Genomic DNA, 15,203 nt, shown 5'->3' on the forward strand with positions numbered 1-15,203 from the left:
GGGTTCTTCGTGTGTCCGACGTGGTAAGCGTCGAACGATGTTGGTGCCCGGGAGAGGACTCGAACCTCCACGGAGTTGCCCCCGCTAGCACCTGAAGCTAGTGCGTCTACCAATTCCGCCACCCGGGCAAACCCGCACGGTTACTGCTGTGCGGGGCGCGTATGTTGCGATGCAGTGATGAGGATGTCAACACATCGTCGCAATTTTTTTACGCGGATCCGCCAATCCGACTGCACGGCAACCATCGCGTACTCCTGAGGACATGCAATCAAGCAGGGATATCCGAAACCGGCGCTCGGATGCCCGGCTTGCACGGCTTGAAGGCGACGCGAATCGGGGCTAACGTCTGGGCCATGACTTTTCCCCGCGGGTGACGCGCACGGCGCGTCGCCCGCACTGCTTTTTGGAGCCTGCAATGACCTCATCCCAGCCCACGCTGCTGATCTCCCGCCTGGACAGCGACCGCATCGAAGCCCTGCTGGAGCAGCCGGTCGCCCAGGGCATCGACACCTCGGCGCTGGAAGCCGAACTGGCCCGTGCCGAGATCGTCGAGCCGGCGCAGATGCCGGCCGACGTGATCACCATGAACTCGACCGCGCGCTTCCGCGACGAGAGCAACGGCGACGAACGCGAACTGACCCTGGTCTACCCCAAGGACGCCGACGGCAGCGCCGACAAGGTGTCGATCCTGGCCCCGGTCGGCAGCGCCCTGCTCGGCCTGCGCGTCGGCGATGCGATCGAATGGCCGGTGCCGGGCGGCCGCACGATCAAGCTGCACGTGCTGTCGATCCGCTACCAGCCCGAAGCGGCCGGCGAACTGCATCGCTAAGGCTTTGACGACCCGCCCCTCTCCCGAACCGAGAGGGGAGAGCCGCTGCACACGCCCGCTAGAATCCCCCGCTCGCACCACACCCGAGTCCGCATCGCCCCATGACTGACCCCGTACGCCCGGTGTTCCACGGTTTCGAACAGATCCCGCTGCGCGAGTACGCCGAGCGCGCCTACCTCGACTACTCGATGTACGTGGTGCTCGATCGCGCCCTGCCGTTCCTCGGCGACGGCCTCAAGCCGGTGCAGCGCCGCATCATCTATTCGATGAGTGAGCTCGGCCTCAACGCCGGTGCCAAACCGAAGAAATCCGCGCGCACCGTCGGCGACGTCATCGGCAAATACCACCCCCACGGCGACAGCGCCTGCTATGAGGCGATGGTGCTGATGGCGCAGCCGTTCTCGTACCGCTACCCGCTGGTCGAGGGCCAGGGCAACTTCGGTTCCAGCGATGACCCGAAATCGTTCGCGGCGATGCGCTACACCGAGTCGAAACTGACCCCGATCGCCGAGATCCTGCTCGGCGAACTCGGCCAGGGCACGGTCGACTGGGACCCGAACTTCGACGGCACCCTGGAAGAGCCGACCTGGATGCCGGCGCGCCTGCCGCACCTGCTGCTCAACGGCACCACCGGTATCGCGGTCGGCATGGCCACCGACGTGCCACCGCATAACTTGAATGAAGTGGTCAGCGCCTGCGTGCGCCTGCTCGACGACCCGGACGCGACCACACGCGACCTGTGCGAGCACGTGCTCGGGCCGGACTACCCGACCACGGCGGAGATCATCACGCCGCGCGCCGACCTCCTCCAGATGTACGAGACCGGCCTGGGCAGCGTGCGCGCCCGCGCCGTGTGGGTGAAGGAAGCGCAGAACTTCGTCATCACCGCACTGCCCTACCAGGCCTCGCCGGGCAAGGTGATCGAACAGATCGCCACCCAGATGCGTGCCAAGAAGCTGCCGTGGCTGGAAGACCTGCGCGACGAGTCCGACCACGCCAATCCGACCCGCATCGTGCTGGTGCCGCGCAGCAACCGCGTCGACGCCGACCAGCTGATGGGCCACCTGTTCGCGACCACCGACCTGGAAAAGAGCTACCGCGTCAACTTCAATGTGATCGGCCTGGACGGCCGCCCGCAAGTGAAGGGGCTCAAGGCCTTCCTGAGTGAGTGGCTGTCGTTCCGCATCGATACCGTCACACGCCGCCTCAAGCACCGCCTCGACAAGGTCGAGCGTCGCCTGCACCTGTTGGAAGGCTTGCTGGTCGCGTTCCTCAACCTGGATGAGGTGATCCGCATCATCCGCAGCGAGGACGAGCCCAAGCCGGTGCTGATGGCGCGCTTCAAGCTCAGCGAGGAGCAGGCCGACTACATCCTCGAGACCAAGCTGCGCCAGCTGGCGCGCCTGGAGGAAATGAAGATCCGCGGCGAACAGGCCGACCTCGCCGTCGAGCGCGAACAGCTGATCGCCACGCTCGACAGCAAGGCCAAGCTCAAGAAGCTGGTCAAGGACGAACTGCTGGCCGATGCCAAGAAATTCGGCGATGCGCGCCGCTCGCCACTGGTCGCACGCGGTGCGGCGCAGGCGCTGTCCGAGACCGAACTGGTCGCCAGCGAGCCAATGACCGTGGTGCTCAGCGAGAAGGGCTGGGTGCGTGCGGCCAAGGGGCACGACATCGACGCCGCCACCTTGAGTTACCGCGAGGGCGACGAGCTGCTGGCCTCAGCCAGGAGCCGCAGTACGCAGCAGGTCGCGTTCCTCGACTCGACCGGCCGCGCATACTCGACCGTGGTGCATTCGCTGCCATCAGCGCGTGGCAACGGCGAGCCGCTCACCGGGCGCTTCTCGCCGGCGCCGGGCGCCTCGTTCCAGGCCCTGGCCAGCGGCGACAACGACACCCGCTTCGTGCTGGCGTCCAGCCACGGTTACGGCTTCGTCACCCGCTTCGAGAACCTCACCGGCCGCAACAAGGCCGGCAAGGCAATGTTGTCGCTGACGCCGAATGCCAAAGTACTGCAGCCGGCCGCGGCCGGCGATGTCGCGCAGGATCGCGTGGTCGCCGTCACCAATGTCGGCCACCTGCTCGCGTTCCCGTTGTCGGAGCTGCCGGAGCTCGACAAGGGCAAGGGCAACAAGCTGATCGACATCCCCAAGGCCAAACTCGGCACCGAACGCGTGGTCGCCGTTGCTGTGCTCTCGCCGGGCGGCACGCTTACCGTCAAGTCGGGCGCGCGCACGATGTCACTGTCGTGGCGTGACCTGGACACCTATGTCGGCGCCCGCGCCAGTCGCGGCGGCCTGTTGCCGCGCGGTTGGCAGAAAGTCGAGGGGCTGGCGGTCGAATAATCGTCACAAACGTCATCCCCGCGAAGGCGGGGATCCATGGACGTTGCTTCCTGCGCTGTTGAACAAAAACAGCGCCCATGGATTCCCGCCTGCGCTGGAATGACGCGCAAATACAAGTGAAGCTCCCATGCAACCCGAGTTCTGGCACCAGCGCTGGCGTGACAACCAGATCGGCTTCCATCAAGACAAGCCGACACCGCTGCTGCTCAAGCACTGGCCGCAGTTGCAGGTTCCGGCCGGCAGCCGCGTGTTCGTGCCGCTGGCCGGCAAGACGCTCGACATGGTCTGGTTCGCCGCGCAGGGCTACCGCGTGCTGGGCATCGAGCTGTCGCAGCAGGCGATCGAGCAGTTCTTCACCGAACATGCGCTGACGCCCGACATCAGCGAATCGCCTTACGGCCGGCACTACCGTGCCGGCGACATCGAGCTGATCTGCGGTGATGCATTCGGTCTGGACGAAGCGCTGCTGGCCGATTGCGCGGCGGTGTTCGACCGCGCCGCCCTGATCGCCCTGCCGCCGCCGTTGCGGCAACGCTATGCGCACGAGTTGTACGCCCGACTGCCCAGCGCTTGCCGCGGCCTGCTGATCACGCTGGAGTACCCGCAGCATGAGAAGGACGGCCCGCCGTTCTCGGTCAGCGAAGACGAGGTCCGCGACCTCTATCAGCGCGACTGGACGGTCGCGACGCTGGAGCGCCGCGACATCCTGGCCCAGCAGCCATTCTTCATCGAGGAAGGCATCACCGCGCTGCAGACCGTGGTTTATCGGCTGCAGCGCCGCTGATCAGTCAGGCCGGCAACGCCGCCTGGTGCACCCCGGCCACCGCGCGCCCCGACGGGTCGGCCGCATTGGCAAACGCCGCATCCCAGGCGATCGCGGCTGGCGACGAACACGCGATCGACTTGCCCCCCGGCACCGTCTCCGCGCAGGCCGCACTCGGGAAGTACTGCTCGAAGAGGTGCCGGTAGAAATACGCCTCCTTGGTCTGTGGCGGGTTGATCGGGAAGCGGCTCGCAGCGGCGGCGAACACGCGGTCGCTGATCTGCGCTTGCGCGTGCGCCTTGAGACCGTCGATCCAGCCGTAGCCGACGCCGTCGCTGAACTGCTCCTTCTGCCGCCACAGGATCGAATCCGGCAGGTAGCCCTCGAAGGCCTCGCGCAGCACGGCCTTTTCGATGCGACGCGTCCCGTCGGGCATGGCCCCGGCCATCTTGGCCTGTGCGTCCATGCGCATCGCCACGTCGAGGAATTCGACGTCGAGGAACGGCACGCGCGGCTCCACGCCCCAGGCCATCATCGACTTGTTGGCGCGCAGGCAGTCATAGTTATGCAGTGCGTCGAGCTTGCGGATGGTCTCCTCGTGGAACTCGCGCGCGTTCGGCGCCTTGTGGAAGTACAGGTAGCCGCCGAACACCTCGTCGGCACCCTCGCCCGACAGCACCATCTTCACGCCCATCGCCTTGATCCGCCGCGCCAGCAGGAACATCGGCGTGGACGCACGGATCGTGGTCACGTCATAGGTCTCGATGTGGCGGATCACCTCCGGCAACGCATCGAGCCCTTCCTCGAAGGTGTACTTGAAGCCGTGGTGCACCGTGCCCAGCGCCTGCGCTGCGACTTCGGCGGCGGCCAGGTCGGGCGAGCCTTCCAGGCCGATCGCAAACGAATGCAGGCGCGGCCACCAGGCTTCGGCGCGGTCGTCCTCCTCGACGCGATGGCGGGCGAAGCGCGCAGCCACCGCAGCCACCAGCGACGAATCCAGGCCGCCCGACAGCAGCACGCCGTAGGGCACGTCGGTCATCAGCTGGCGGTGCACGGCGCGCTCGAAGGCTTCGCGCAGCTCCTGCTTCGATACCTCGACGCCCTGCGTCGCGGCGTAGTCGCGCCAGGGTTTGATGTAGTACGGCACCAGCGCGCCGGTGGCGCTGTCGTAGTAATGGCCGGGCGGGAACTGCGCGACATCGGCGCAGACACCAACCAGGGCCTTCATCTCCGAGGCGACGCAGACCCGGCCGTGGCTGTCATGGCCCCAGTACAGCGGGCACACACCGATCGGATCGCGTGCGATCACGTAGCGCTGATGCTCACTGTCCCACAAGGCGAAGGCAAAGATGCCGTTGAGCGCGTTGAGCCAGGCGCCGAGGCATGCTTGCCCGACTTCGTCGCGCTCGCGGTACAGCGCATTGATCACCTCGCAGTCCGAGCCGGTCTGGAACGCGTAGGGCTGCGTCAGTTGCTGCTTGAGTTCGCGGTGGTTGTAGATCTCGCCGTTGACCGCCAGCACCAGCGCGCCGTCGGCCGATCGCAACGGCTGCGAGCCGCCGGCCGGATCGACGATGGCCAGGCGCTCGTGGACGAGGATGGCGCCGTCGTCAAGATACACACCGCTCCAGTCGGGGCCGCGATGGCGTTGGCGTTGCGACAGGTCCAGCGCCTGCCTGCGCAGCGCCTGGATGTCGTCGCCGGGTTGCAGGCCGAAGATGCCGAGGATGGAACACATGGGGAAGACTCCTGGGTCGTAGTGCGGTTTGGGTTTGATGTGGGCGGGATTTCGGAAGCCGGAAACGACGAAGCCCGCGCTTTTCGGCGCGGGCTTCGTGAGCGATTGAGCGTGTGTTGCGCGCGCTAATCGCCGGCCCGCGGGAGGCTGGCGTTATTGCGATTGTTATTGTTCGGTGCGGCCACGGCGACACCGCCACCAAGGGCGGCAGGCGCGATGCAGACAGGGGCCGGGGCGCGGATCATGGGTCGATCCTGCGACAGCGCGGGGCCGGATGCAAGAGGCGATCACCGGACGGCCCCGTATCGAACGGCCGTCATCGGCTAAGCTCGGCCCGGGGAGGAACCACATGAAGAAATGGATCAAACGCGGACTGATCGCGCTGGCGGTCGCACTGATGGCCGTGATCGCGGTGGGGTGGTGGGCCATGCGTGGCAGCCTGCCACCGCTCGATGGCCAGTACGCCGTCAGGGGGCTGTCGGTGCCGGCAACGGTGCAACGCGATGCGCTGGGCGTGGTCACCATCGACGCCGGCAGCGAAGCCGACGCGATGCGCGCACTGGGCTATGTGCACGCGCAGGAGCGGTTCTTCGAGATGGACCTGCTGCGCCGCACCGCCGCTGGCGAGCTGGCCGCGCTGTTCGGCAAAGCGGCGGTCGACCTCGACAAGCAGCACCGCGTGCACCGCTTGCGCGCGCGCATCGAGGCCGATCCGCAGGCCATACTCGGCCCGCACCGGGCGATGGCGCAGGCGTACGTGGACGGCGTGAATGCCGGCCTGGCGTCGTTGAAGGTGCGGCCGTGGCCGTACCTGCTGCTGCGCACGCAGCCGCAGCCGTGGCGCCTGAGCGATTCGGCGCTGACCGGCTACGCCATGTACTTCGACCTGCAGGACGGCGGCAACCGGCGCGAGCTGGCGATGGCGCGCCTGCGCCCGCAAGTGCCGGCGGCGCTGTACGCCCTGCTCGCCCACGACGGCAGCAGTTGGGATGCGCCGCTGATGGGAACGGCCCGCGGCGACGCCGTACTGCCCGACGCGGCAGCGGTCGACCTGCGTCGCCTGCCGATGCCCAAGGACGAAGGTGCCGCGGTGCCGGAGCGCAACGAGGTCGGCAGCAACAATTTCGCCGTCGATGGCACGCTGACCGCCGACGGCCGCGCGATCGTCGCCGACGACATGCACCTGGGCCTGCGCGCGCCCAACCTGTGGTTCCGTGCACGCCTGCGCTACCCCGATGCGCGCGCGGTCGGCGGCCGTGTCGATGCCACCGGCGCCACCCTGCCCGGCCTGCCGGCGCTGGTGGTCGGCAGCAACGGCCAGGTCGCCTGGGGCTTCACCAACAGTTACGGCGATTGGCTCGATTGGCAGCGCCAGCCCGCGTGCGCCAAGGCGCCCTGCGCTGGCCGCAAGGTGATCGTCGAGCGCATCGACGTCGCCGGCGGCAAACCGGTGGACTTCGACGTCGAAGAAACCGCGTGGGGACCGATCATGGCGCACGAGCGCGACGGCACTGCGCTGGCGCTGCGATGGGTCGCCCACCAGCCCGGCTCGCTCACGCTGGGTCTGGCGGACTTCCTGCACGCGCATTCGCTCGACGACGCGCTGGCCATCGCCGACCACACCGCGATCCCCGGCCAGAACCTGCTGATCGGCGACCGCAACGGCCGCATCGCCTGGCGCCTGCTCGGCCCGGTGCCGCAACGCCAGGCAAGCTGCGCGGCCAGCACGGTGATGGCTGCGGGCACCTGCCCGCCGTGGTCGATCACCGCCGCCTCCGGCGTCGGCCTGCCGGCCGGCTCGCTGCCACGCCTGTGGACCGCCAACAGCCGCGTCGTCGACGGCGAATTGCTGGCCAAGGTCGGCGATGGCGGTTACGCCAACGGAGCCCGCGCCGGCCTGATCCGCGACGGCCTGATGGCGCGCGACCGCTTCAGCGAACGCGACCTGCTGGCGATCCAGCTCGACGACCGTGCGCTGTTCCTGCAGCGCTGGTGGCAGTTGCTGCGCGAACGCGACCGGGCCGCGACCACGCCAGCACTGCACGCCCTGGCCGCCGCTGCTTCGCAATGGCAGGGCCGCGCGTCCACCGACTCGGTGAGCTACCGCGTGGTGCGGGCGTGGCGTCTGGCCGTGCACGACCGCCTGCTGCAAGGCCTGACCGCTCCCGCACAAGCCGCGCTCGACGACGACTTCGAGATGCCCAATCTCGGCCACTTCGAGGGCGCGGCCTGGCCGCTGGTGACACAGCGTCCTGCGCACCTGTTGCCGAGACGGTTCGCGACCTGGGAGGCACTGTTCGAGGACGCCGCGATCGAGGTCCGCAACGAACTGCGCGAGAACGGCCTGCTGTCCGCCCGCAGCTGGGGCGAGCGCAACACCGCACGCATCTGCCACCCGCTGTCGCGCGCCCTGCCCGGCATCGCCAAGCCGTTGCTGTGCATGAAGGCCGAGCCGCTACCGGGCGACAGCGGCATGCCACGCGTGCAGGGCCCTGACTTCGGGGCGTCCGAGCGCATGGTGGTGTCACCGGGCCACGAAGCCGAAGGCCTGTTCCACATGCCCGGCGGCCAGAGCGGCCATCCGATGTCGCCGCACTGGGGCGCCGGCCACGACGATTGGGTGCAGGGCCGACCGACGCCGTTCCTGCCCGGCGCCAGCCAGCACACGTTGCAGCTGCAACCGGCGCCGCAGTAAGCGCGTGCAGTCGCCGCGGCGGCGACGCCGCGGTGTACGGCTCAACGCAGCAGCAGGCGCTCGATCAGGGCCAGGTACAACCCCGGCAGTGCCTCCAGGTCGGCCACGCGCACGTGCTCATCGACCTTGTGGATCGAAGCGTTGACCGGCCCGATCTCGATGCACTGGGTGCCCAGCGGCGCGATGAAACGCGCATCCGAGGTACCGCCGCCGGTGCTTTCCTCCGGTGCCACGCCGCAGACCTGCGACAGCACCTCGCGAGCGGCGGCACGCAACGGGCCTTCCGGCGTGTAGAACGGGTCGCCGCTGTGGTGCCAGGCCACGGCATGGTCGAGGCCATGCCGCATCAGCACCGCCTCGCATTGCGCCTGCAACTGCGCCGCGGTCCATGTCGGGTTGTAGCGTAGGTTGAACAGCACCTGCAGCTCGCCCGGGATGACGTTGTTGGCACCGGTGCCGGCATGCACGTTGCTGATCTGCAGGCTGGTCGGCGGGAAGGTCTCAAAGCCCTCGTCCCAGCGCCGCGCGGCCAGTTCGGCAAGTGCCGGCATTGCCTGGTGCACCGGGTTGCGCGCTTTTTCCGGATAGGCGACGTGCCCTTGCACCCCGCGCACGGTCAACGTCGCCGAGAGGCTGCCGCGACGGCCGACGCGCAGCAGATCACCAAGTGTCGCTTTCGACGATGGCTCACCGGTGATGCACCAGTCGAGGCGTTCGCCGCGCGCGCGGAACACATCGGCGACCTTGCGCACGCCGTCTATCGCATCGCCCTCCTCATCCGAGGTCAGCAGGATTGCGATACGGCCGGGATGGTCCGGGTGCGCATGGACGAAACGCTCGACCGCGATCACGAACGCCGCGACGCTGCCTTTCATGTCGGCCGCGCCGCGACCGTACAGCACGCCGTCGCGGATTTCGGGGGTGAACGGGTCGCTGGCCCACGCCTCGCGCGGCCCCGGCGGCACCACGTCGGTGTGGCCGAGCAGCGCCAGGGTCGGGCCGTCGCTGCCATGCACCGCCCACAGGTTGTCGACGTCACCAAAGCGCAGGTGCTCGCAGTGGATACCGGACGCATGCAGTCGCTGCGAAATCAACGCCTGGCAACCGACGTCATCGGGCGTGACCGATGCACGCGCGATCAGCTCACAGGTCAGCGCCAACACGTCACTGGACGATGAATGCTCAGCCAAGGGAACCGACTCCGAAACGCTGCTTGAAACCGTTGTCGCTGAAGCCCTGGCTCACCCCGCCGTCGTCGCTGATCACCAGCGGGCGACGGATCAGCTGCGGGTATTCCTTCAGCAGCAGCTTCCACTCGGCGTCGGAGGCCGGTTCCTTGCGATTGGGCGGCAGCGTGCGCCAGGTCGTCGACGACTTGTTGATCATCGCGTCCCAGCCGCCGAGCTGGCTCTTCCACTCGAGCAGCGTCTCCGGCGATTGGCGGTTGTCGCGGTAGTCGACGAAGGTGTAGGCGACGCCAAAACGATCGAGCCACTTGCGGGCTTTCTTGCAGGTGTCGCAGTTCGACAGGCCGAACAGGGTCGTCATGCGCTTACTCGGCCAGACCGCGCAGCAGATCGTTGATGCTGGTCTTGGAGCGCGTCTTCGCGTCGACCTGCTTGACGATCACCGCGCAATACAACGAGTGCGACCCATCCTTGGCCGGCAACTGGCCCGACACCACCACGCTGTAGGGCGGCACATAGCCGTAGCTGACCTCGCCGGTGGCGCGGTTGTAGATGCGCGTGCTCTGGCCGAGGAACACGCCCATGCCGATCACGCTGTGGTGGCCGACAACGACACCTTCCACCACTTCCGAACGCGCACCAATGAAGCAATGGTCCTCGATGATCGTCGGCGAGGCCTGCAGCGGCTCCAGCACGCCGCCGATGCCGGCGCCGCCGGACAGGTGGCAGTGCTTGCCGACCTGCGCGCAGGAACCGACCGTGGCCCAGGTGTCGACCATGCTGCCTTCGCCCACGTGCGCGCCGATGTTGACGAAACTCGGCATCAGCACCACGTCCTTGCCGATGTGCGCGCCGCGGCGGGCGATCGCACCCGGCACCACGCGTGCGCCAAGCTTGCGGAAGTCGGCCTCGCCGAAGCCGTCGAAGCGCGCCGGCACCTTGTCCCAGAACGGCGCCGGGTAACCCTCGACCACCTGCATGTCGTTGACGCGGAAGTACAGCAGCACCGCTTTCTTCAACCACTCGTTGACGGTCCAGCCGCCCTTGCCATCGGGTTCGGCGACGCGGAATTCGCCGTTTTCCAGTCCCGAGATCACCCGCTCCACCGTCGGCCGCGTCGAGCCCTCGACCTCGTCGGGAGTCAGCATCGCGCGGCGCTCGAAGGCACTGTCGATCATGAACTTCAGTTCATCGGCACCCGGCGCCTTCGGCGCGACCTTCTTGCGGACGGCCTTGCGGGCGGGCTTCTTCTCTGGACTCATCGGCGGTCTCCTTCAAGGCAGGCCAGCAGCGCGTCGCGCAGGGCCTGCTGCTGCGTTTCGTCGAGCGCGCGATCGCGCCCGTCGGTGTCAATGGCGGTGATCTGGAACACGTCTTCGGCACGCTCGCCGAAGGTGGCGATGCGCGCGTCGTGCACGCGCAATGCCTGGCTGCGGATGGCCCGGGTGACGTCGGCCAGCAACCCCGGCCGGTCGGTGCAGACCAGGCTGAGCAGGGTGCGGCCATCGGCCAGGTTGTCGAAACCGATCTGCGGCGCGATGCGGAAGTGCTTGAGATGGCGCGGCTGCGCACGGCGCGCCGGCCGCACCAGATCGAGCGGGCCAGCCAGCACCTCGGCCAGACGTCGCTCGACCTCGTCGACCGACGGCGGGCAGCGCGGGTCGATCGGCACCACCTCGAACGTGTCGAAGATGGTCGCGTGCGGGCCATCGAGCACCCGCGCCTGCTGGATGGCCAGGCCAAGCCGGTCGAGCGTGGCGACGATCGCCGCGAACAGGCCGTCGCGATCGGGCGAATGCACGAACACTTCGAGCGCGCTGGCGCGTTCACCCGACGACCGCGCCCCGCCTTGTTCGCCGACCACGCGGGCACGCACGCGCGTCTCGCCGACCGGTGCGCCGCGCAATGACGCCGCCTGCCAGGCGATCTGGTCCGGCCGGCCGCGCTGGAAACCGATCTCCGGCATGCGCGCGTACAACGCCGCAATCTCCTCGTCGCCGATGCCGAACGCGGTCAGCATGGCCTGCGCCGCGGCGCGCGTTTCGGCCGCGCGCTCGGCCCCGGCGACCGGGTGCTCAAGCCCGCGCCGCAGCGCCAGGCGCGTGGTGGTGTAGAGGTCGGCCAGCAGCCGGTCCTTCCACGCGTTCCACAATTTCGGCGAGGTGCCTGCGATGTCGGCGCAGGTCAACAGATACAGATGGTCCAGTCGCTCGCGATCGGCCACCTTGGTGGCGAAGCGGTGAATGACCTCGGGGTCGGTGATGTCCTGCTTCTGCGCGGTCACCGACATCAGCAGGTGCTGGCGCACCAGCCATTCGACCAACGCGGTGTCAGCCTCGGACAGGCCGATCATGCTGCAGAAGATGCGCGCGTCGTCGCCGCCGAGCTCGGAATGGTCGCCGCCGCGGCCCTTGGCGATGTCGTGGAACAGGCCGGCGAGCAGCAGCAATTCCGGCTTGCGCAGGCGCGGCCAGACCTCGTGGGCGATGCTGAAACGCTGGTCGGCAATCCCGGAGGCGAAACGTGCCAGATTGCGCAGCACCGCCAGCGTGTGCTGGTCGACCGTGTAGACATGGAACAGGTCGAACTGCATGCGTCCGGAGACTTTCGAGAACGCCGGGATCCAGCGCCCGAGCACGCCCAGGCGCGCCATGCGTTCGAGCGCATGCACCGGGTGCGGGCCGCGCAACAACACCAGGAAGCGTTCGCGCAGCGCCGGCTCGGTCTGCTGGAACGCCGGCACCCGGGTCAGCGATTCCGCCAGCGCGCGCGCGGTCTGCGAATGCAGGCCGCGGATCTCGTCGTGCGCCGCCCAGACCGCAAACAGCGCGAACACGTCATGGGCGTTTCGCGGCCAGTCAGGATCGCGTGCGGCGATGTAGTCGCGACGCAGTTCGAAGGCCTCGTTGATCGCGACCGGCGTCGCCTCGCCTTCGATCTGCTCCTCGAAGCGCTGCAGCAGGCGCTCGCCGATGCGCAGCACCAACGCCGCGCTGCGGTAGAAGCCCTGCATCATCTGCTCGACGGCCAGGTTGTCGGCATTGTCGACATGGCCGAGGCGTTCGGCCAGCAGTTTCTGGTAGTCGAAGCGCAACCGCTCCTCGCGCTTGCCGGCGACCAGATGCAGGCCGAAGCGCAGGCGCGACAGCGCGCGGCGTTCGCGTTCGAGCGTGGTCAACTCGTCGGCGCCGAACTGGCCGATCGCGACCAGCGACTCCAGGTCACCGGTACCGACGATCCGCAGTGCCATCCAGCGCAGGGTCTGCACGTCGCGCAGGCCGCCGGGACCTTCCTTCAGGTTCGGCTCGAGGTTGTCGGCGGTGTCGTCGTAGCGGGCGTGGCGCAGGCGCAGCTCCTCGCGCTTGGCGGCGAAGAACGCCCCCGCCGGCCACACCTGGCTCGGCGCAACCGCAGCCTGCAGGGCGTGCAGGTGCGGCACATCCGCGAGCAACGGTCGCGCCTCCAGCATCGCCGTGAGGACGGTGATGTCGGCAGCGGCCTGCGTGCATTGCGCGGCCGAACGCACCGCATGGCCAAGCGGCAGGCCCGCGTCCCACAGCAGCGCGAAGAAGCGCGCCAACGCTTCGGCGTAGGCCACCTGGGTATCGGGTTCGGCCAGCACCAGCAGGTCGATGTCGGACTGCGGAAACAGCTCGCCACGGCCGTAGCCGCCGACGGCGAACAAGGCCAACGGCGCATCATCGGCGATGCAGTCGCGCCATGCGGCACGCACCTGCGTGTCGACCGCATCGGCACGTGCGCGCAGTAGCCGGTCGATGTCGGCCTGGGCGTCGCTGTCGAAACGCTGCGCCAGCGCGGCATCGACCGTGGCGAGCGCATGACGGATCGCTGCCGCCCGGCCCGTGTCCTCAGGCGTTGCCGGACGCGCCGCCAACCCAGCGTCGGCGGCAACGGGGCCGGTCATAGGTCGTTGTCGTCGCCGGGCAGGCGGGTCAGTATCTCGACGCCGTCCTGCGTCACCGCCACGGTGTGCTCCCACTGCGCTGAAAGCTTGCGGTCCTTGGTAACTACGGTCCAGCCATCGGGCAGCAGCTTGGTGTGGCGCGCGCCCTCGTTGATCATCGGCTCGATCGTGAAGGTCATGCCCGGCTTCAGCACCAGGCCCTCGCCGGCACGGCCGTAATGCAGCACCTGCGGGTCCTCGTGATAGATCTGGCCGATGCCGTGGCCGCAGTACTCGCGCACCACGCTGAAGCGCTCGGCCTCGGCGTACTGCTGGATCGCCGCACCGATGTCGCCGAGGGTCGCACCGGGCTTGACCAGGCGAATGCCGCGGAACATCGCCTCGCGGGTCACGTCCACCAGGCGCTTGGCCATGATCGACGGGGTGCCGGCGACGTACATGCGGCTGGTGTCGCCGTGCCAGCCGTCCTTGATCACGGTGACGTCGATGTTGACGATGTCGCCGTCCTTGAGGACCTTGGCTTCGCTCGGGATGCCGTGGCAGATGACGTTGTTGACCGAGGTGCACACCGTCTTGGGAAAGCCCTTGTAGCCGACGTTGGCCGGGATCGCGTGCTGCACGTTGACGATGTGGTCGTGACAGATGCGATCGAGCTCCTCGGTGGTCACGCCCGGCTTCACGTGCGGGGCGACGACCTGCAGCACCTCGGCGGCCAGGCGGCCGGCGACGCGCATCTTCTCGATTTCTGCGGGGGTCTTGATGGTGATGGCCATGAGGCCAATTATGCGCCATCGGCCGCCATATCCGATGGACTGAAAGGTTGTCCCGCCCACCTTTCGCGCGCCGTTCTGAGGAGAAACAACCGGTCAGGAGCAGATCATGGCCTGCGCAACCCCCTCGCTCGGGACGCAGTCGTCGCCATTGCGGATATCGCGCCGACGGGTGATCACCGGCCTGGGGGCGGCATGGTCGCTGATCCTGCCGGGGTCGGCCTGGGCTGCAAAAGAGCCACTCATTCGCCGTGGCACGCCACAGCTGACCCTTGGCCCCTTCTATCCATTGGACCGCCCGCCCGAGGAAGACGCGGACCTCACCCGCATTGCCGGCCAGCCGGGCCAGGCCCAGGGCACGATCATGGAATTGACGGGACGCGTGCTCAGCGAAGCGGGACTGCCCGTATCGGGCGCCCTGATCGACCTCTGGCAAACCAACGGACTGGGCCGTTATCACCACCCCAGCGACACCACGGGCCGACCATACGACCCGAATTTCCAGGGCGCCGCCGTAATCCGCGCCGATGCGGAAGGCCGCTACTGGATCCGCACGGTCGTGCCCATGCCATACGAAAGGCGGCAGCGCCATATCCATTTTGACGTGCGCGGGAAGCGGCGGCGCCTGATGACGCAGATGTTCTTCCCCGGCGAGCCCAACGAGCGTGACACCCTGTACCCCGCCCTGCAAAGTGCGAAACTGCAGGCCGCGGTCACCGCACAGGCCATGGGGGAACGCGAGGGCGTGCGGCTCTATCGCTGGGATATCGTCCTGGCCGGCGAATAGCATCGGCGAGTGGCGCCGGGAACGCCCCCTGTTCAGCATCAGCCACCCCAAAGTTGCCCGCAAGCGGCTGTTGCGGCTACAATTCCGCGGCTTTGCGGCCGGCCCTGCCAGTCGCGCCGCCCCACGCCAGGGCGAAAGCGGCCCGGGTTCCGTCCCGATCCGCA

Annotated in this window: 11 protein-coding genes and 1 tRNA gene; 5 read left to right on the forward strand and 7 right to left on the reverse strand. The window is 68.1% G+C overall.

What is annotated here, in order from left to right; genetic code table 11:
• Positions 1-41: 41 nt before the first annotated feature.
• Positions 42-128 (reverse strand) — tRNA-Leu (locus ACFOLC_RS02720).
• Between the two features lie 287 nt (positions 129-415).
• Between ACFOLC_RS02720 and rnk the strand changes: the two genes are divergently transcribed.
• From rnk to ACFOLC_RS02735, 3 genes are all read left to right on the forward strand, one after another.
• Complete coding sequence (rnk, locus tag ACFOLC_RS02725) at positions 416-829, forward strand: nucleoside diphosphate kinase regulator (RefSeq protein WP_386757269.1); 414 nt, start codon at positions 416-418, stop codon at positions 827-829.
• Between the two features lie 101 nt (positions 830-930).
• Positions 931-3,174 carry a DNA topoisomerase IV subunit A gene (gene parC, locus ACFOLC_RS02730; RefSeq protein WP_386757271.1) on the forward strand — a complete coding sequence of 748 codons (2,244 nt, stop codon included), beginning with the start codon at positions 931-933 and terminating at the stop codon, positions 3,172-3,174.
• Positions 3,175-3,301: 127 nt separating this feature from the next.
• Positions 3,302-3,958, forward strand: coding sequence for a thiopurine S-methyltransferase (locus ACFOLC_RS02735; protein ID WP_386757273.1), 657 nt, complete (start codon positions 3,302-3,304; stop codon positions 3,956-3,958).
• Positions 3,959-3,962: 4 nt separating this feature from the next.
• Here the strand turns inward: ACFOLC_RS02735 and asnB are convergent, their stop codons facing one another.
• A complete protein-coding gene (asnB, locus tag ACFOLC_RS02740; RefSeq protein ID WP_386757274.1) occupies positions 3,963-5,675 on the reverse strand; it encodes an asparagine synthase B in 1,713 nt (570 codons plus the stop codon).
• Positions 5,676-6,024: 349 nt separating this feature from the next.
• Here asnB and ACFOLC_RS02745 point away from each other — a divergent pair, with 349 nt between their 5' ends.
• Entirely contained in the window at positions 6,025-8,370 is a 2,346-nt protein-coding gene (locus tag ACFOLC_RS02745) for a penicillin acylase family protein (RefSeq protein ID WP_386757276.1), read from the forward strand.
• A gap of 41 nt (positions 8,371-8,411) precedes the next feature.
• Here the strand turns inward: ACFOLC_RS02745 and dapE are convergent, their stop codons facing one another.
• Genes dapE through map form a run of 5 tightly spaced genes read right to left on the reverse strand, consistent with a single transcriptional unit; the run spans position 8,412 to position 14,255 of the window.
• Positions 8,412-9,560: a succinyl-diaminopimelate desuccinylase gene (gene dapE / locus ACFOLC_RS02750; RefSeq protein WP_386757277.1), complete on the reverse strand. Its 1,149-nt coding sequence runs from the start codon at positions 9,558-9,560 to the stop codon at positions 8,412-8,414.
• Entirely contained in the window at positions 9,553-9,918 is a 366-nt protein-coding gene (locus tag ACFOLC_RS02755; RefSeq protein ID WP_386757279.1) for a Spx/MgsR family RNA polymerase-binding regulatory protein, read from the reverse strand. The genes dapE and ACFOLC_RS02755 overlap by 8 nt, the downstream gene beginning before the upstream one ends.
• Before the next feature lie 4 nt (positions 9,919-9,922).
• Positions 9,923-10,819 carry a 2,3,4,5-tetrahydropyridine-2,6-dicarboxylate N-succinyltransferase gene (dapD, locus tag ACFOLC_RS02760; RefSeq protein ID WP_386757281.1) on the reverse strand — a complete coding sequence of 299 codons (897 nt, stop codon included), beginning with the start codon at positions 10,817-10,819 and terminating at the stop codon, positions 9,923-9,925.
• Entirely contained in the window at positions 10,816-13,482 is a 2,667-nt protein-coding gene (gene glnD / locus ACFOLC_RS02765; protein ID WP_386757283.1) for a [protein-PII] uridylyltransferase, read from the reverse strand. Before glnD ends, dapD begins: the two co-directional genes overlap by 4 nt.
• A complete protein-coding gene (gene map / locus ACFOLC_RS02770) occupies positions 13,479-14,255 on the reverse strand; it encodes a type I methionyl aminopeptidase (protein WP_386757285.1) in 777 nt (258 codons plus the stop codon). The genes glnD and map overlap by 4 nt, the downstream gene beginning before the upstream one ends.
• A gap of 106 nt (positions 14,256-14,361) precedes the next feature.
• Here map and ACFOLC_RS02775 point away from each other — a divergent pair, with 106 nt between their 5' ends.
• A complete protein-coding gene (locus tag ACFOLC_RS02775; RefSeq protein WP_386757287.1) occupies positions 14,362-15,039 on the forward strand; it encodes a dioxygenase family protein in 678 nt (225 codons plus the stop codon).
• Positions 15,040-15,203: the final 164 nt, after the last annotated feature.

The organism is Lysobacter cavernae (genome assembly GCF_042648505.1).
Classification (GTDB): domain Bacteria; phylum Pseudomonadota; class Gammaproteobacteria; order Xanthomonadales; family Xanthomonadaceae; genus Lysobacter_L; species Lysobacter_L cavernae.